This is a genomic window from Mycobacterium sp. PSTR-4-N (assembly GCF_022348085.1).
Taxonomy (GTDB): domain Bacteria; phylum Actinomycetota; class Actinomycetes; order Mycobacteriales; family Mycobacteriaceae; genus Mycobacterium.
The window spans coordinates 40,181-58,472 of record NZ_JAKRFN010000031.1; the positions used below are offsets into that span (position 1 = coordinate 40,181).

The 18,292-nt window shown below is 67.3% G+C and carries 12 protein-coding genes and 1 pseudogene; 11 read left to right on the forward strand and 2 right to left on the reverse strand.

All coding sequences use genetic code 11. The annotated features are described in order from the left end of the window. Window positions 1-104: 104 nt before the first annotated feature. From MHN84_RS27450 to MHN84_RS27480, 7 genes are read left to right on the forward strand one after another with little or no spacing between them, the layout of a single operon-like run. Window positions 105-1,535: a MinD/ParA family protein gene (locus MHN84_RS27450; protein WP_241207629.1), complete on the forward strand. Its 1,431-nt coding sequence runs from the start codon at window positions 105-107 to the stop codon at window positions 1,533-1,535. Next, window positions 1,532-3,064 carry a type VII secretion integral membrane protein EccD gene (gene eccD / locus MHN84_RS27455; protein ID WP_241207630.1) on the forward strand — a complete coding sequence of 511 codons (1,533 nt, stop codon included), beginning with the start codon at window positions 1,532-1,534 and terminating at the stop codon, window positions 3,062-3,064. The genes MHN84_RS27450 and eccD overlap by 4 nt, the downstream gene beginning before the upstream one ends. Continuing rightward, window positions 3,064-4,485: a type VII secretion-associated serine protease mycosin gene (gene mycP / locus MHN84_RS27460; protein WP_241207631.1), complete on the forward strand. Its 1,422-nt coding sequence runs from the start codon at window positions 3,064-3,066 to the stop codon at window positions 4,483-4,485. Before eccD ends, mycP begins: the two co-directional genes overlap by 1 nt. 9 nt (window positions 4,486-4,494) lie before the next feature. Next, window positions 4,495-6,141: a type VII secretion protein EccE gene (gene eccE, locus MHN84_RS27465; RefSeq protein ID WP_241207632.1), complete on the forward strand. Its 1,647-nt coding sequence runs from the start codon at window positions 4,495-4,497 to the stop codon at window positions 6,139-6,141. After that, window positions 6,138-8,021, forward strand: a complete 1,884-nt coding sequence (gene eccA / locus MHN84_RS27470; RefSeq protein ID WP_241207633.1) for a type VII secretion AAA-ATPase EccA — start codon at window positions 6,138-6,140, stop codon at window positions 8,019-8,021. The genes eccE and eccA overlap by 4 nt, the downstream gene beginning before the upstream one ends. Before the next feature lie 60 nt (window positions 8,022-8,081). After that, complete coding sequence (locus tag MHN84_RS27475) at window positions 8,082-8,492, forward strand: type IV secretion system protein VirD4 (RefSeq protein ID WP_241207634.1); 411 nt, start codon at window positions 8,082-8,084, stop codon at window positions 8,490-8,492. 7 nt (window positions 8,493-8,499) lie between these two features. Next, window positions 8,500-9,942, forward strand: coding sequence for a type IV secretory system conjugative DNA transfer family protein (locus MHN84_RS27480; RefSeq protein ID WP_241207635.1), 1,443 nt, complete (start codon window positions 8,500-8,502; stop codon window positions 9,940-9,942). Between the two features lie 54 nt (window positions 9,943-9,996). On the opposite strand, the gene MHN84_RS27485 is transcribed toward MHN84_RS27480, so the two are convergent. Further along, window positions 9,997-10,818, reverse strand: coding sequence for a hypothetical protein (locus MHN84_RS27485; RefSeq protein WP_241207636.1), 822 nt, complete (start codon window positions 10,816-10,818; stop codon window positions 9,997-9,999). Window positions 10,819-11,262: 444 nt separating this feature from the next. On the opposite strand from MHN84_RS27485, the gene MHN84_RS27490 reads away from it, so the two are divergent. The 4 genes from MHN84_RS27490 to MHN84_RS29925 are packed head-to-tail and all read left to right on the forward strand — an operon-like array spanning window position 11,263 to window position 16,492. Then, entirely contained in the window at window positions 11,263-12,336 is a 1,074-nt protein-coding gene (locus MHN84_RS27490) for a hypothetical protein (RefSeq protein ID WP_241207637.1), read from the forward strand. Between the two features lie 25 nt (window positions 12,337-12,361). Beyond that, window positions 12,362-13,306: a conjugal transfer protein gene (locus MHN84_RS27495; protein WP_241207638.1), complete on the forward strand. Its 945-nt coding sequence runs from the start codon at window positions 12,362-12,364 to the stop codon at window positions 13,304-13,306. 29 nt (window positions 13,307-13,335) lie between these two features. Next, on the forward strand, window positions 13,336-13,608 hold the full coding sequence (locus MHN84_RS27500) for a hypothetical protein (RefSeq protein ID WP_179475935.1): 273 nt from the start codon (window positions 13,336-13,338) through the stop codon (window positions 13,606-13,608). Window positions 13,609-13,651: 43 nt separating this feature from the next. Beyond that, on the forward strand, window positions 13,652-16,492 hold the full coding sequence (locus tag MHN84_RS29925; protein WP_241207639.1) for an ATP-binding protein: 2,841 nt from the start codon (window positions 13,652-13,654) through the stop codon (window positions 16,490-16,492). 1,678 nt (window positions 16,493-18,170) lie between these two features. Here MHN84_RS29925 and MHN84_RS27510 read toward each other — a convergent pair. Continuing rightward, window positions 18,171-18,292 (reverse strand): annotated as a pseudogene (locus MHN84_RS27510) (RDD family protein); the annotation flags it as partial.

Consider the following 18,292-nt stretch of genomic DNA (forward strand, 5'->3'; position numbering starts at 1 on the left):
CAGACAAAAATTGTGTTCACGCACTGCCTGAATATGTCTGAAGTGTGTAATAATAAGGCAGTGCTAGGAGGCAGGCCCGTGAGGCGCAACAGGATCGAGTCACTGTGAGCGAACAAGACTTCTACAGCCAGTACCTCAAGCCCGAGGAGCCGTTGGAGCCCGCCGCACCGGACACTCCCGCGGCGCCGGCGGAGCCGACCGGCGCGGAGGATCGTCCCCACAACGGTGTTGAACCCAGTGACGCGCACACCGATCCCCGGATGCCGGTGGTCGATCCGCACGCAGTGGCACCCCCACCCGCAGCGCCAGCGTGGCCGACCGTGGGCTATCCCCCTGCTGCTCCACCGGACCCTGCGGCCGCACCGCCCGGTCGCGGTCGGCACGCGCTCGGCGGTGCACCGGGCGAATCAGGCGTCGTTCCTGCACCGCCTGCAGGTCCGCCTGCCGGGTATCAACATCCTGGTCGACATCAGCCACCGCCCCCAGCGGGGGCACCGCAGCCCCCGCCAGGGTGGGCGCCGCGCCCGCCCGAACCCCCGGCATGGCCTGCCCGCGGTGGGGAGTCGGTGGGACCGATGCAGGCTCAGGTGCGGCAAGCCGACCTGGTGCGGCCGTACAAGCCGACGCCGGAATCAGGTTGGCGCAAGAAACTGTACAAGACCACGAAGATCAATCTGGGCCCCGGTGCCAGCGAGCGGGAGTGGAATGATCTGCGTCGCCGGCTGAAGGTCAACCTTCGCGGCACCTACGTCATTGCGGTGCTGCAGCAAAAGGGTGGGGTCTCCAAAACCACGGCCACTTTGGGCATCGGCGCGGCGCTAGCCCATTACCGCAGTGACAAGGTGGTGGCCATCGACGCCAACCCAGCCTCGGGCAACCTGTCCAAGCGGATCAACGAACCGAGCACGGGCACGTGGCGCACGCTGTTGGCTGATCCGAATCTGCACTCCTACAGCGATTTTCGGCACCACCTGGGCATGGATTCCTCGTCGGGTCTGGAGGTGCTCGCCGGTGATCCCGGTGATGCGGTGCTGACCGGGCGTGAGTTGGTGATGGCCTGGCAGCGGCTGGCCCGGGTGTATCCGGTGGCACTGCTGGACTGCGGTAACCAGATGCGCGACGACATCACCGCGGCGGTGCTGTCGATGGCCGATGCGGTGGTGGTGGTCTCGACGACCCGCTACGACGGCGCTGAGGCTGCGCAGCAGACACTGAATTGGCTGATCTCCCATGGCTATCCGGGCCTGGTGCGGGAGGCGGTGATGGTGATCAGCAACGTCAACAAGATCACGCCGACCAAGGCGGTCCGCAATCTGCATGAGGGGTTTGAGCGGGTGGTGCGTGCCGTGCACGACATCCCCTACGACCCGCACCTCAGCGATGCCACCGCAGTCGATTTCAACCGTCTGGCACCAGCGACGCGGCGAGCGTTCATCGAGGCCGCGGCGTCGGTGGCCGACGGGTTCGTCAAGGCCGCTGACAAGGACCCGGGGTATCGGCCGCAGTGGCCCGAGCAAGGCGAGGGATGGCGATGACAACAGCGACGGAGAGGGGCACGCAGGGAGCGGTCCCGGCGCGTCAGGTCCGTCTGGCCGAGCAGGTCAACGTGGCGGTGCTGTTCGACGGCCGCCAACACGACGTGACGCTTCCAGCCAGCTCCCCGGTGGCGGCGGTGGTCGACGCGCTGGTACGCCGGTTGCAGACCGACGACGACAGCGGTGAGGAGGGGCTGCGCAGCCCCGACGAAAACGGCATGGTCAGCCCCGGCCTGGTGAACCTGACCCATATCGACGGACGGCCGCTGAACCGGACGCAGACATTGGGCCAGCAGGGGGTGGTCGACGGCGACCTGCTGGTGCTGGAGGTGATCGACGCCGAGGTCGAGTTCACCCCGGTGATCGAGTCCCCGTCGTCGGCGGTGGCGGTGCTGAACAAGGCCCGCACCCCCGTGGTGACTGCTGCCACGGCCCGGCTGGTGGCCGGAATCATCGTGGCGGTGGCGGTGACCGTGACGACCGCGCTGCTGATGCTGGCGTGGTCGCGCAACCGCGGCGCAGGCCAGGACTGGAACCTGATCCCGACCGCCGGCGCGGCGGGGCTGGGACTGCTGCTGATCGTCGGTGGGGCACTGGTGTGGAGACAGCAGCGGGATTCGGTGACCGCCAATGCGTTGTGGCTACCTGGGGCGTTGATCGCGTGCCCGGCGGCTGCGCTGATGGCCGCTCCGGGAAGCGTAGGGCCCTGGCACCTCACCTTCGCCGTGATGGTGGCGGTGGTCCTGGCGGCGCTGTTGTGGCGGCTGAGTCCAGCCCCACGTGCACTGATGGCCACCATCGTCATCGTCGGCACCGGCCTGGCGGTCCTGGCCGTCATCCATGCGCTGACCGGAGCGACATTGCAGAACCTGTCGGTGGCGGTGATGGTGCTGGCGCTGTTCGTGTTGACCGGGGCGCCGAAGATCGCTGCCCGCATGGCCGGTATCCCGGTGCCGCCATTCCCCACGGTCACCGGCAAGGACACCTTCGATAACGCCGACGCCATCGCCAAGGAGGCGCTGGTGGCCGCCGAGCATCAGGGCACACCGAGTGTGGAGGACCTGCGCCGCGGGGCAGAGGCGGCCAACGTGTACTTGAGTGCGTTGCTGATCGCGGTGGCGATCTTCTTCGTGGGCGCATCGGTGTTCGTCGTGGAACCGGGGCGGGGCCGCTGGTGGCTGGCCACGGTGTTCATCGGACTGCTGGCGACGGTGCTTGTGTTGCGCGGCAGGGCGTTCGCCGCTCGCGGGCAGGCGATCACCGTGGTGGCCGCTGCCGTGCTGATGGTGATGGTCACGACCGTGAAGTACGCGCTGGCATGGCCGAACCCGGTGGCGGCCTACGCGGCGGCGGCGGTGATCCTGGCGCTGGGCGTCGCGGGAATGGGGGCCGCGGCCGTCGTTCCGGCGAAGGTGTTCTCCCCGGTGTTCCGCAAGGTCGTGGAATGGGTTGAGTACCTGTTGATCGTGGCGGTCCCGCCGATCGCGGTATGGCTGCTGAACCTGCTGGCCCTGGCGAGGAACATGTGATGGCTGGCTCTGTGGGGATCGGCCGTCGTCTGGGGGTCGCGGCAATGGCCGCGATGCTGGCGCTGGTGTGGCCGTCGGGCACCGCCACGGCGATCACACCTCCGGCGATCGATCCGGCCGCTGTACCCGCCGATGGTGTACCCGGCCCTGATGAGCCGATGAAGCAGCGTTACGCATGCCCTGGCAACGCGCTGATGCCGGGCACCGATGTGGCCGTGCCGCCCGCAGCGCAGACGTTCATGAATGTGCCGGAGCTGTGGAAGTCGGCCGGGCGGGGGGCCGGCGTGACGGTCGCGGTAATCGACACGGGTGTGTGGCCCTCTCCGCGTCTGCCGCGCCTGCGCGGCGGCGGCGACTACGTCATGGCCGGTGACGGGCTGTCGGACTGCGACACCCACGGCAGCGTGGTCGCCAGCATCATCGCGGCCAGCCCGGCCGAGGGCGACGGCCTGGTGGGGGTCGCCCCGGAGGCCGAGATCATCTCGATCCGGCAGTCCTCGGGCATGTTCGTGCGCGAACGCGGCGGCAACGAGGATGACGCACGAGCGGGCACGGTGAGCACGTTGGCTCGCGCGATCGTGCACGCCGCCAACCTCGGCGCCCGGGTGATCAACATGTCCATCGTGTCCTGTGTCCCGGTGACCAAACCGGTGGACCAGACCACGCTGGGAGCCGCGGTGCGGTATGCGGCGGTGGAAAAGGATGTCGTCCTGGTGGCCGCGGCCGGCAACGCCAATGCCGCCAGTGCCGGAATGCCGATGGGCACAGGGTGTTCCCAGAACCCCAACATCGACGCCACCAATGTCGATGATCCCCGCAACTGGGGTGGAGTCGTGACGATCAGCACGCCGTCGTGGTTCTCCGACTATGTGCTGTCGGTGAGTGCGACCGATGACCGGGGTCAGCCCGCGCAGACCCAGGAGGGCGCCGACATCAGCCTGGCCGGGCCGTGGGTCGGTGTGGCTGCTCCGGGCCTGTTCGTGGAGGGGGTCAACCCCGCCGGAGGCATCATCAACGCCACCGTCGATCCGCAGACCTCGGAACTGAAGCCGATGAGCGGCACAAGCTTTTCTGCGGCATATGTGTCGGGGCTGGCGGCGCTGATCCGCGCCAAGTACCCCGATCTGCCTGCCGCACAGGTGATCAACCGGATTAAGCAGACCGCCCACTCACCGGCGGCGGTGGTGGACAACAGGGTCGGCCACGGGGTGATCGACCCGCTGGCTGCTCTGAACTTCGATGTACCCGAAATCCCGGCACCCCGGGAGAACCTGACACGACCGCTGGGACCTCCGGCGCCCCCGCCCCCGACCGATCATCGGCCGATGATCCTGGCGGTGGCCGGATCGACCGCACTGCTGCTGGTGCTCGGTGTGGTGCTGCTGGTGACGTCGATGTCGAAATCGCGACGAGGACAGTAGGGGGCGACCGTGACCGTGCTCGATGAGCAAATTCCCGGCCCGCATGCAGGATTCGGTGAGCAGATTCGACGCTGGCGGCTGGATTTGCGGTTGAAGCTGGTGGTGATTGCCGAACTGATCGCCGCGGCGATCCTGGTTGCGGCCTCGCCGGTGCCGTGGTGGCTGATTCCACTGGTGCTGGTTCTGGTGCTGCTGGTGGTGACTGTCAGCTACAACGGTGCGACGGCGCCCGGCTGGCTGGCCCGATGGATGCGGTTCGTGTACTTCCGGCGCCGCGAGAGTGCCCGGCGGGCCCGCGCCCGTATCCCCGAGCCGTTCACCGTAGACATGCCCGGTGCGGGGCCGGTGGGGATGATCTGGGACGGCCAGTACGCGGTCACCATGATCACCCTGCACGGTCGCCCGTTTTCTCCCACGGTGCTGGTGCCCACGGGAGCAGAGACCATCGACACGATCCCGTTGGAGGCGATTCAATCCCGGTTGCGCCAGTTCGCTGGTCTGGAGCTGCACTCGGTGGACGTGGTGCAGGTGGGCAGCCGGGTGGCCGCCGACGGGAGCTACACCCCGAAGTACGCCGAGATCGTCGGTGACCGCGCCGCTGTCGGCGACCGCCGCTCCTGGCTGGTGTTGCGGCTGTGCCCGCAGGCGTGCCTGGCGGCGATGCTGTATCGCGGCGATGCCGCCGCGGCCGCTGCAGCGGCCACCGAGAGGGTACGGCAGGCGGTGTTGCGGGCGGGCTGCCGGGCGGTGACCTGCACCGCGCCGCAGATGAGCGCAGCGATCACCGCCCTGCTCAACGAAACCGATCTGGATCGCGTGCAGGAGAATTGGTCGAACCTGGACGCCGACGCCGACTACGTGACCACCTATCGCATCTCCGGGCGTGACCTGACGACCAAAATGCTCAACGACCTGTGGACGGTGCGGGCACACCGCACCGTCACCACCGTGAGGGTGTTCGGTGACCGCGCTGGCAGCTCCCGCGTCGCCGGCCTGGTGCGCTTCCACACCGACGCCCCGTTGACCCACCCTCCGCTGCTGGCGCTGCAGCCGGTCTCCGGTCAGGCCTTCGACTCCCTACTGGCGTCGTTGCCGTTGGGGGACAGGGCTTTGCATCTGGAGATGTCGCCACGCCTGCTCGGCGACGGCGCCGACCTGAAGATTCCGGTGGGTCCGTCGGGGCCGATGTTCGGCATGACCGTCACCGGAGTCCCATTCCTGATGCCGCTGACCGATCCGCTGCGGGCGACTCGGGTTTCGATCAACGCCGACCTTTCGGTCGTGATCCCGCTGCTGCTGCGGACCAGCGCCGCCGGGGCGGTGATCCTGATCCACAGTGATCGTCCCGCTGTGTGGCGACCGTTGTGCGACAACGACTATCGGATCAGTTTGGCCGGTGACCGTGACCCAGTGCGGCAGCCGACGGTGATCGTGGCTGACGGCGAGGGGTTGGCGCTGACGGCCGGTGAGCGGGGACACAGTCTGGTGACCGTGGGGTCAGTGGACTCCGACGCTGATGTGACGATCGTGCAGGAGTCCCCGGACGAACTGGTGATCGGAACTCCGGCGGTGCGTGGGGTGCGATTGTCGGTGATGCGGCCCCGCAATGAAGCGCAGTTCCTGACCCATCTGCGGACAGGAGCACTGCAGCCGTGATCGATGACCGTTCACTGCAGGCGCTGCGGGCCGCGATGAAGGTGCTGAGCAGTTCTCCGGATCGGGCTGGGCAGGTGTTCGTCCTAGCGACCGGGGACAACCCAGAGCTGGCCGACGCCTGGTTGGGCCGGTATGCGACCGGGGAGCGCTCGATGCAGGTGCTGGAGCGACTGGCTACCCACGCCGACCGGCTCGGCGACGGGCTGGTGCGGATTCAGCATCGGCCCGCCGATCTGCGAGCGCACTTCGACATCGACTATGTGCGGATGCCGATTGTGGACGCGACTACCGCACGGTTGGCCTACGCCGCGGCACTGATTCGGGAGCAGAACTGGCAAGGCGCCGACGACATGGTGCGCACGCTTCCGGCGACACCGGCGGTGGGCTATGTGCGGTCGGTGCTGGCCACCGCCACCAAGCGCTGGCCTGATGTTCTGGTCGCGGTGAGCAACTGCCGGCAGTGGCATGGCGACCCGCATCTGCGTAGGGCCGCCAGCCTGCAGGAGGCTTGGGCGGCAGCCTCTTTGGGGCTGACCGATCGGGCCTTGGAAGCCGTCGAGCGGGTGGTCAATCCTCCCGCCGACGATACGGCGACTGGGTGGAAGCCCAGTGCCCAGCAGGCCAGCGACGACCTGACCAGGGACGCGCTGTTCTGTCGGGCGCTGGTGCTGCGCCATCAGGGCCAGGCCGAGGAAGCGCGCACGGTGCTGACCAACATCCGCGTTCAGTGGCCCGACTTCGAGCGTGCCCAGACCGCGCTGTCGGACCCGAGTTTCGGATTGCAGATCACCGACCCGCAGACGATCGAGACACGCACCGATCGCTGGGACCCCTCCACTGAGACCAGCCCCGAAGAGCGGGCCGCTCAGGAGTCGGCCCGCTCGGCGAAGACCCTGCTGGCTGAGGCCGAAGCGGAGCTGGAGGCGATGGTCGGCCTCGGTGAGGTCAAGGCGCGGATCGCCGAGCTGCGCCACGACTCCATCGCGCGAGTGCTGCGGCAGCGCAAGGGATTACCGACCTCCCCGGTGTCGCGTCACCTGTTGATGATGGGTCCCCCCGGAGTCGGCAAGACGGTGTCGGCGCGGGTGATCGCCCACATCTTCTGCGGACTGGGGCTGCTTCGCCGTCCCGACGTCTATGAAACCCGCCGTGACAAGCTGATCGGCCGCCACGTCGGCGACACCGAGAACAACACTCTTGAGCAGCTCGAAACGGGTTTGGGCGCCACGGTGTTCATCGACGAGTTCGGTGATCTCATCCACACCGGCTACGGTTCGGGTGACCCGTACGGTCAAGCCATCATCAGCACCCTGGTCCCGTTCATGGAGAACCACCGCGACGACATGGTGGTCATCGCCGCAGGGTATCCGATGGCCAGCCAGCGTGTGTTGGCCGCCAATGATGGTCTGCGGGGGCGTTTCGCCACGCTCATCGAGTACACCTCATATAACCCGGATCAGTTGATTGCGATCATGGAGGGGATCGCGGCCAAGGACGGTGACACCTTCGCACCGGATGCGCTGCTGTCGCTACGGGAGAGTTTCGCGCAGTACTACAACGCCCAGATCACCAGCAGCGAAGGTGATGTCATCCGCGTGATCGACGGCCTGGGTAACGGGCGTTTCGTGCGCACCGTGGTGGAGAAGGCGCAGTTGAACCGCAACAGCCGCATCGTGAGTTCGCTGGGCTTGAGCGGTGCCGACCTGTCCGACCCCGATTTTGGCACCGACCTCGATGCGGACATGCTGACCCTGCTGACCGCTGAGGACGTGCACTACGGGCATCAGCAGGCGCTGCCCCCGGAGATGCGAACCAACGGCGCGCGGGCGTCGGACTGGCTGCGCGAGTCGGAGGAACGGCGCCGGACTCAAACCCAGTAACGGCGTTCGGACAATGTTCACGTATTGACTGACGTTGTATCTGTCTGCCAGGATTCGGGCATGCATGCAGCCGATCCGTCCTTTGATGTGAACAGCGCACACGCGGCGATCGCTGCGGCGGAAACGCTGCTCAGGGTGGGCCGGCCCGGTCTGGGCCGTGACCGGCCCGCTGATTACTGGGACGTGCAGGCGGTCCGTCCTCTGGCCGCGCTGCTGTTCGCGGCGTCGCCGCTCGGCAATGGGCAGGGAATTGAATGGGTGCGGGCGGCACTGGATAACGTCGACCCCGAGGACGTACGAAGTCCGGGCTGGGCGCAGGCCGCACTGCGGTGTGCGGTGTCAGCACCGGTGCTGGGCCGCTCGGTGGTGCGCGCGCTGACCTTCGACGCCCGGCAGCGGGATTCGGTCGTCGCGGCGATTCGCGCGGCGATCAGCCCCGACGAACTGCAGGGGGAGCAGCGCTGTGGCTAGTCCTGCGGTGTCTGAGGCTCCGACGTTCACCCCCACGCCTACCACCTACTGCGGCTTCGACCGCCGGATGGTCGGCAAGCGTGAGCAGTTGTACGTGCCACGCAGTGCCCCAATGGTGTTGGTGTCTGCGCCCTCGGACACCGGTAAGTCGCGGCGCATCCTGGCGCCGGCGGCGGTGCTGTGGGGCGGGCCGGCGGTGGTGGTGTCGTCCAAGGACGATCTGATGCAGAACGTGATGCAGCGGCGGTGGGGGCCGCGGGCACTGCTCGATCTGCGGCCGCTCAGTTCTCCCGTGTATCCCGAGGGCATCGTGGCCAATGTCTATGACCCGACGGTGACCATCGACAGCCCCTACGAGGCGTTGACGGTGGCCGAGACGATCATGCAGATGGCCACCGTTGGCCTGGGGACCGGGGCCGATCAGGTTTCCGACGGTGGGGTGTGGGAATCCCAGGCTGCCGGTCCGCTGGCGGCGTTCCTGTTCGCTGCCAGCCCGCAGGGCAACAGCAAGGGCATGGACTGGGTTCTGACCGGGGTGGACAACATTGACCCGAAGAACACCAGTGAACCGGGCTGGGCGCAGGCGGCCGCGATCTGCCATCAATACCCCACACTGTCGATGGGCATGATGCGGATCATGGAAATGGATCCCCGGCAACGGGATTCGGTAGCCATCACCATGCGCAAGGCAATTACGCCGTGGCTGCGGACCTCGCTGGTGCAGCGCCCGGGCGCGCAGCCGTTCACCCCCGATTTCCTCGATGATCCCCAGGCGACGCTGTATGTGCTGGCCCCGGCCGACGGCACGGTAGCCGGCTCGGCGGTGACGCTGCTGGATTCGCTGGTGCGGCGGTGGCGGGAGAAGACCTCGGCGCGCGAGCCGATGCACCGGCTGCTGATGATCGTCGACGAGCTGCCGAACACCGCACCGATTCCTTCGCTGCGCAGGATCGTCGGGGAGGGCCGCGGCCTGGGGATCAACTTCATGGCTGCGGTGCAGGCGTCGTCGTCGCTGGACACCGTGTACGGGCCGACCTATGCCAACGAGTTGCGCGACATCTTCGGGGCCGCGGTGATCATGTTCGGCGCCCGCGAGGAGGAGTTGTTGACTGCCGCCGAGAACTGGTCGGGTCTGACCAATCGGCGCAGCCAGGGGTTCGGGCAGGCCGATGCCCACAAGAATCTCAGCAGCGACCTGGGCGCGACGCTGCGCTGGCAGGAGTTGCTGCCCCCGGATCGTGAGCATGCCCGCCTGCTGGTGCGCGGTGGCGTGGGAACCTGCGTGGAGATCCCGGATTGGTCGGAGTTCCTGCATCGCTACGACACGGCGATCAGGGAAATCCTGTCACGCACTGGCAGCCGGGAAAGAGCTGGCGCCAAGCAGTATTCGCGTGCTGCGGGACTGCTTCGCCGGTTGTGGTCGGACACCCGCAACGACGCAGAGCTGTGATCGTCGTTCAGCACCATCAGGGGTCCAACACCAACCCCTGCCCAGCGGGGCGCTTCAGCCGGCGTGGGTCGCGCCGATGGTACTCGATGGCGTCAGCGATTCCACGACAACGTTTTTCACACCGACACCCACGGCTGCCAGGGTCCAGATGATACCCAGCACATTGACAGCCAGAGCAACGGTGAGCAGCCGCGAGGATCGCGGCAGCGAACGGACTGATCCGGCGCCGGGCGGAGTGCGGTCGATGGGGTCGGCCACCGGAGCGGTGTCAAACACTGACGGTGCGGTCAGGTCGTCGGGTAGCAGTGTGGCGGGCAGTTCCACCGACGGCGCTGGTGGGGTCAGCGGCCACCACTCGGTGGAGCCGTCGATGGCCAGCCAGCCGTTGAGGATGCCGTAGATAGCCGCGGTCAGGGCGGCGGCTGGAAGCTGCGCCATCAGCCAGGGCGCCAGGATCGCGCTCTTGAGCCCCTGGCCGGGGTCATAGAGCAGGGTCGTCACCGCGCCGAGCACCGCTGCGACGAACAACAGCGCTGGGATGGGGTAGGAGCGCAGCCGGTCTGGGATCAACGTCTCGATGCGCTGGTAGATGACCCGACCCGCAGGCCAGCCCAGCGGTGCCGCCAGCGCGGCCAGGATGACGATGGCCAGCTCAACCTTGGTCTCCACGGTCTTAGCGCCCCGGCTCAGCAACGGGTGAGTGCCGTGGTCGTCGTAGGGGTTGGGGCGGGCGCCGGCGGTCTCGCGGTGACGCCGACGGATGCGCCGGTTGAGCAGTTCGGCCCGGCGTATCTGCATCGTGAAGATTCCGGAGTGCTCGGCGATCCACTCGCGGCGCAACTCGTCGTATCGGTCCACACTCGGCTTGAACAACATTTGTTTACGTGTTGTCTTTCTATGTCTTGTCTGTCACCATGAAAAGCATGTTGGACAGCGTAGCTCTGGGGCTGGCAAATGTCTCCCCTTGACGGGTGCAGTGCTGGCTGTTGGCGCTTTTCTGTTCGTAAACAGCGCAATTCGCGCCTTGATGGGCAGGATTCGGCGCCGTCGGCGCCGTCATGGCCGCGTGGGCGTCTCGGTCCTGGGCTGCGGGGGTGCCCGCACAAGTCAGTCACTCGTGAACACTTCGACACCGGCCGGGTTCACCTCGGTCGGGGGTTCGACGCTGTGGCCGCCGACGCTGGTGGGGCCGGCGACGGTCCCCGGCGGCACCTCGGTTCGCCCACGGGTCTGGCTGGCGGGTCGCGGGCAGCGCCGCCGGATCAGCTCCCGCGGTGCGGCGACTCTGCATCACCGCGTCAACCCTCACGGAGGCCAGTCATGACGTTGACCAATGAACAGTGGACTGAGCAGTTGCAGGCCTGCGAAGACCCCGCCAGTCTCTACCCGGATGCACCCGTGTTCGACCTGCCCGAGGGCGCTCAGACCGACTACGAGGTCGCCGACGAGGACCAGTACGACGATGAGTACGGCGACGAGGACGACGGTCAGTACGACGAATACGGCGGTGACGGTGAGCCTTTCGATGATTACGCCGATCCCGAGGAGGACGGAGATCATCCGGGTGCACCCCGCGACCTGGTAGAGGTTCCGCTTGACAGCGAGGAGCCCGGCGAACCGCAGCGTCCCCGCCGGTTCGACGGCAAGATCGCGATGGGTTTCGCCGCTGCCGGTCTGGTGGCGGTCCTGGTCGCGATCGTCGGCGCGGTGGCCGTCTACAGCTCGGATGAACCGGCCCGGCCCACGGCCGCCTCGGTCACCGAACCGGGTGCTGCGCCGCCGCCGCGTACCGCGGCACCGAAGCCGGTGGCCGCGGAGTCGGCTGATCGCCCGCTGCCCTACACCGCCGATGCGGCGGGATCGTGTGCGGCGGGGTCGACGTCGGCGCAGACGATGGCCGGGGCCGATCCGCACAGCGCTTTCGTGTGCGTGCGCGGGGGAGCCGATGGTCAGGTGATTGAGATCGACCTGTCGAAGACCTACATGATCACCGCGATCTCCCTCACCCCCGGCTGGGTCGGTAAAGACGCCAGCGGGGTGTCGCAGTGGGGGCAGTACCGGGTGGTGACCACTGTGCAGTACCTGTTCAACGACACCGACAGGACGCTGGTGACCCAGGAGACCAAGAACGTCCACGGTGAGGCGGTGCAGCCCATCAAGCGGGTGCTGGCCTCCAAGATCAAGATTTTGATCCGGCAGACCTCGCGGCCACCGGCCCAGCCCGAGCCCGGTGCGACTCCCACGCCGACGCCGGGTGGTTTCAATCTCCCGGCGCCCCCGCTGACGCTGGCGCCGCTTCCGGGTTCCCCGTTGGGCGGTCACCAGGAGTCCGATCCGGTCGATGCCGCTTTCGCGATCAAGAGCTTGAAGATCATCGGCCACGAGCCGCTGTGAATCGAAGGGACGACCCGGAATGCAGATGAGCAGGACGTGGCAGCGCCGACTGCAGCGCGGCAAGCGGGCGGCGACTGCTGCGGGCAAGCCGCTGGTGCTGGGCTTGGCGGCGCTGGCGGGCCTGAATATGGTGTGGCAGTTTCTGTTTGGGGCGCCACCGGATCTCGTGACTCCGTCACGGGAAGTGGTGAACAAGTCGGCGGTGGTCAGCGCCTTCGCGCAGGACTACGTGTCGGTGTGGCTGACGGCCAGCCAGTCCGATGTGGCCAGCCTGAACCAATTCGTCACAGTCGACAACGCCAGCCTGCAGCTTCCCTCCACCCCGGCGGTGGTCATCAACACCCCTACGGTCGTGGCGGTCACCTACGCGGGCTTGGCGGGCAAGGACGCGGACGCCGAGGTGTTCTCCGTGGTCGTCGGCGTCACGCAACGGCCCTACGAGTCGGCCAGCCCGCAGCGGGCGCTGTACCGGGTGCCGGTGCTGTGGTCCCGGTATGGCCCGCGGGCCGCGTCGCTGCCTGCCCGGATCAGCGGGCCCGGCGCCGGCGCGGACCTGCCGCTGAGCTATCCGACCACATTGAGCGAATCCGATCCGGCGTACTCGGTGGCCTCGGGGTTCCTCACCGCCTATCTGACCGGCGACGGGCAGGTGGAGCGCTACGTGACCGCTGAGTCGAAGCTCATCGGCGTTCCGGGGGCCTATCAGAGCATCACGGTGTCGGGGATCACCGCCGTCTCACCGCCTCCCACGACACCGGCCGACGGGCAGACCGTGCGCGTGCTGGCCACCGTCACAGCAATCAACTCTCAGTACGCCCCAACGGAATTGAGCTATCCGCTGACGCTGACTGGGGTGGGTGGCCGCTGGCTGGTGGCGGCGATCGACTTCGCTCCGGCGGTGTCCACCGACGATGCGCTGGTTCCGGCCACGGTGGACACCGACTGGCGCAGCGCCCAGACCCCGAACTGAGACATCCACACAACTGGAAGGAACACATCATGACCGAGACGGCACTGGCAGCAGGTGACCTGATCACCGCCATCCCCTCGCTGTGGCAATCCCTGCAGATTCCGTTGGCGATCATCGCCATCTGTGTCGGGGGTGTGGCGGGAGCGTTCTCCCTGGTCCGTGGATTCGGCGCGGCGGCCGGCAAGGTGCTCGGCGGAATCGCCATCGCGGCCATCATCCTCGGCGGTGTCGGCCTGGCGGTGAGCTTGAAAGGCACCGTCGACAAGCACGGCGGCGGAATCACTTCCGGCCAGTTCGGCTGACGAAAACGCCCTCTGACGCAGGAAATCCTCGAGGAGTCCCCAGGTGTCCGACGACGCAGACCGGCCACGCCGAGCGCGGGTCTATGCCGATGTCCGCGACTTTCCCATCTATCTGTCGCATATCGACGACAACACCCGGCTGTGGTTCGCGCCGTGGCGCATCTGGGATGGGGCGACGTTTCTGCTCGGCGCCGCAGCCACGGTGTGGGCCACCCGCCACTGGCTGGACTCCGGGCACGCGGTCACGATCTTCCTGTTCGGCGCGGCCCTCACCGCCGGGGCCACCTTCCTGGCCCGGCAGATGCCGGTGTCGCGGCCCAGCCCGCTCTACCGCATCCTGTGGATGTTGGAGGGACTGGTGCACACCCGGCGCACCGCTGATGTCGACGGTCGCCGCGATGCGTGGCTGTCCCCACCGGATGAGGTGATCGACAACCTGATCTTCACCCCTGGTGGGGTGTATGCCGAGTTCCTGGTGGATGGCCAGCCGGGCGGCATGATGTCCTACGACCGCAAGGACGCCGTTGCGCGAGGGCATCGACCCCTGGTGCGGCAACTGCCGTCGGGCATGCTGCTGTGGGGCGCCAATGTGCGCATCAATCCGCGACAATTGTTGCGCCGCATGCTCTCTGGCTACGACAGTCATCGTGCCTGGATTCAGGAAGTCCGCGACTGGGAGCAGTTCGTCCAGATCGAACCGTTCTACGAGCAGGTATTCGGACTGCGTATCCCGGTCGATGCCGGGATGGAGGGCCGCAGCGGGGTCGGTGGTCTGGCCAAGGTGGCGACGGTGGTCGCCGGGCGTGACCCAGACGATCCGCAGTCACTGGCCGGCTACCGAGACATGGTCGACAAGCTGCTGACGAAAATCCCGCGTCAGTTCAACGCCCGACCTGCCACGCCACGCCAGATTCACTGGTGGTATCGACGTCGCTGGTCGTTGGGCGCGGTGTCTGAGCCTTTCCCGCATGAACCGGGCGGTCCGGATCGGTTGACGCGCGCGGACTTTGAGAAGTTGATGCCCGCCGAGTTCGACTGCGGCGACCAGCTCGCCCGGCGCCAGCATCGGTCCTGGTGGCGGCGCATCGTGCCGTCACTGGCCGCGGTGGTGGTCATTCGGCGCCAGCAGCAACCCGTGAGCTATCAGAGCATGCTCGCAGTGGCCCAGCTTCCTCGCGCGGGCCTGGTGTATCCCCGTGCGGAGTATCTGCTGTCGCTCTACGACGTCGATGTCGACAGCGACGTCGAGGTCGACTGGTTTCAGCACATCACCACCCGCTCGGCTGAACGGGCGCTCAACCGGATCGACCGCGCCCAGCGCAATCTCGATGACCAGGCCTTCCAGCGAGGGTCGGTGCGGGCCAGTAACACCGACCTGGCCGAGCGGTACGCCGCCGGCGAGGAGTACAACGCGAAACTGCGAGCCAGCAAGCTGGAGCGTGAGGTCTGCGCCTCCACGGTCGTCGCCGTGGGCGCCAACAATCGGGCCGCTCTTGATCATGCCGCCCAACAGATGCAGACGCACTTCGCCGAGGAACTCGACACCACCTTGAGCCGCTGGGGCGGCGGTGCCCAGATCGGGCTGTGGCAGACCGGGCTACCCGGCAGTGAGGAACGCAGCCCCCGCAGTCAGTTCGACCAGCCCACCACCACCACGGAGTGGGCGCGGTTCTCTCCGCTGGTGTCCAACGAGTTGGGCAACGAGACCGGAATCCTGTTCGCCCGCAATATGGCCACCCGTCGGCCGAGTCCGGTCCTGCTGGACCCGGAGGGAGCGGCGCAGCGCCGCGGTGCGCCGGGGGTGCTGTTTTTCGGCCCGCCCGGTGGTGGAAAGTCGCAGGGCGCCAAGCGGGTCGTCACCGAGTTGATCGCCCGCAACAGCCAGTGCTCGATCGTTGACCCCGGCACCAATCGGGAGTGGGAGCCCGCTCTGGCGCATCTGGGGGATCGGGTGGTCTACATCAACCCGACCCGCGGTGATGTGTCGATGGACGGTCTGCGAATCTTCCGTCGCGAGATCGCCGTCGAGCGGACGCTGGATCACCTGCTGCCGATGATGGGTGTTGAACCTGACGCCGAGATCGCCCGCCAGTTCAGGTTTCTGCTGCGCCCCGACCAGCGGGTGGCCGAAAGCATGGGCGCCCTCGTGCGCTACCTCAACAGTCTGCGGGGCGCAGAGGCTCGGGAGTACACCGAGCTGACCGCCAAGCTCGACATGTGGGCCAACATCGACTACCTGCGGGCGATGTTCGATGAGTCCCTTCCCGTGCCGCCGATCGCCGAAAAGGATGCCGTGGTGTGGCTGACCTCCGAGCTGGAGCTGCCGACCACCGCCCAGACCGAGGACCTGCATCAGTACCGGCGCCAAAGTGCGCGTGCCAGAGCTGGTTTCGCGATCTACGGAATGATCGCCGCAATCACCCGAGAGGCCTACACCGGGCCGAACCGGCGCCCGGGAGGGTTCGGCTGGTTCGTTGCCGAGGAGGCCCGCACCTACTTCTCCTCCCCGGTCGGGCAGGAGGACGCGGTGCGGCTGATCACTCAAGGCCGCAAAGAACGCTACGGGCTGATCGCGATTTCACAGCATGTGGAGCACTTCGCGGGCATCCCCACCAAAGACCTGCCGACGCGGATCATCACCCCGTTCAAACCCATCGAACGCGACCAGGCCCGCGCGGAGTTCAAGGCCATCGGCATCGACCCCGAGGAATATCCCGAGGTGCTCGATCTGCGCACGGTCGAGGGCCACGGGTATGCGTACATGATCGATGAGTTCGGCCGGGCCGGGCTGGTGGACATGCTGCCCCCGGTGCAGCAGGAGCGGGTGGCCGCGTTCGACACCAGAGGTCTGTATGCCCCTGCCGGAGACAACCTGCCATGCTGAGCGCGTACTGCGCCTGGCGCTACACCCGTCCCGGTCTGCGCCGGGCGTGGCTGATGGTGCAGATGCTGTGGACCGGGGCGCTGACTGCCCTGGTGACCGCCCCGCAGGCCAGTGCGGCCGGGTTCGCCAACGCCGTGGGATGGACCGGGATCACCGACACCACCGGCCAGCCCATCGGCTCCTACTTCATCGGCACCGTCTCCATGCTCGATGCGGTCAAGGAGCAGGGCAGCGACATGAGCATGCTGGACCCGTCGTCGTGGGTGCCGGGGCTGGCTGACCGTGTGCAGATCGCACTGACCTACAGCCAACTAGCGACGTTGCTCGGTTTGTGCTGCGGCTTTCTGGTCGTGGTGTGTGCACTGGGTATCTGGTTCATCAAGTTCGCGTTGGGGTCGGTGTGGCTGGGTTGGTTGGGGGCACTCGCCGCGCCAATCGCCGCCTCCTTGGCACATTTCGTGCAGACCTACAACATCTTCCCGCTGGCCGTTGTGCTCTGCCTTGCTGTCGGCGGAATCCTTTGCTACTGGAGGGGTTTCGCCACCGGCGCTGCGGTGATGGTCAGCGCCTATCTGGTGCTGCTGTTGATCTGGGTGTTTCTGCGCGACCCGATTGATGAGCTGGTGGGCGAGCACGGGCTGCTGGCAGTCGCACGGTCGTTGGGGTTCCAGATTTCACTCGGCGTCGGCAACAACGGGTCGCTGGGCGGCGGCAACGTTGATTCCCAGACCACGGTGTTGTCGCAGTGGATGGCCACCGTGTTGGTGCGCCATCCCATTCAGATCGCCAACTTCGGTGAGGTCATCGACAACTACAGCGGATGTGCCGAGGCGTGGAACGCGGCACTGAATCGCGGCAGCGGGGTCACTGGGCCGGCGGCGGCGGTTGCAGGATCGGCCAGCGGGCCGGTGCAGGCGATGGAGCAGTGCGGTCGCATGGAGGCTGTGGTGCACGCCCGCCAGCTCAGCGGCGAAACGGTCGGGCTGATGTTCTTCATGAACTGCATCGTGCTGGTGTTGTTGCTGCTGTTGTGCTACATGGGTTGTGAGGTCATCCGCATCGGGTTTTTGACCTTCTGGCACATCTTGGTGCTGATCCCGGCGTCGGCGGTGGCGGTGGCGCCGGGCCCGCAGCGGCAGTACGCCAAACGCACCGCGGTCAAACTACTGGTCCACGGCGTGGAGATGTTGTTCGCCACGGCGGCTTTCGGGGTCGTCCTGGTGGTCATGTCTCATGTCACCGGAAACTCGTTGCCGGGCATGAACATCGAGCATCCGATTATGAAGATGATCGTGATGCTGCTGATCACCGCCGCCGCGGTGTTCGGATTTCGGGCACTGCTGCGGGGATTCGGCGATCAGGGGCTTCCCGGACCGATGACGATCGCCAAACGCACCATGCAGCTCGGGATGGGGCCGGTCGGGCAGGCGGCGGCGATGCGGGCCACTTCCCGTGATCTACGCCGGATGAGCCGCGACGACACTCGCTGGCCCAGTTCCCAACAGAGCAGCGATGCGGGAAGCCGCGGACCGCAGGGCGGTCCGGGTCGGCGGCCACACCCACCGGCACCGTCGGGTGGTGCGGGATCACGCGGCCCGGCGGCTCGGCCGGGCAGCGGCGCGGGGCGCAGTGCTCCCGCACCGGCATCGACTCCGACCAGCAGTTCCGGCCCGGCCACCGCGACCAGCACCAGCGCGCCCCCCCGCCGCATGTTCCGCGCGGGCCGCTCGACGACGAGGACCTCGGTGCGGGCCAGCATGTCTGCGAACGTGCGCCGCCGGCGATCCCAGAGCGGCCACA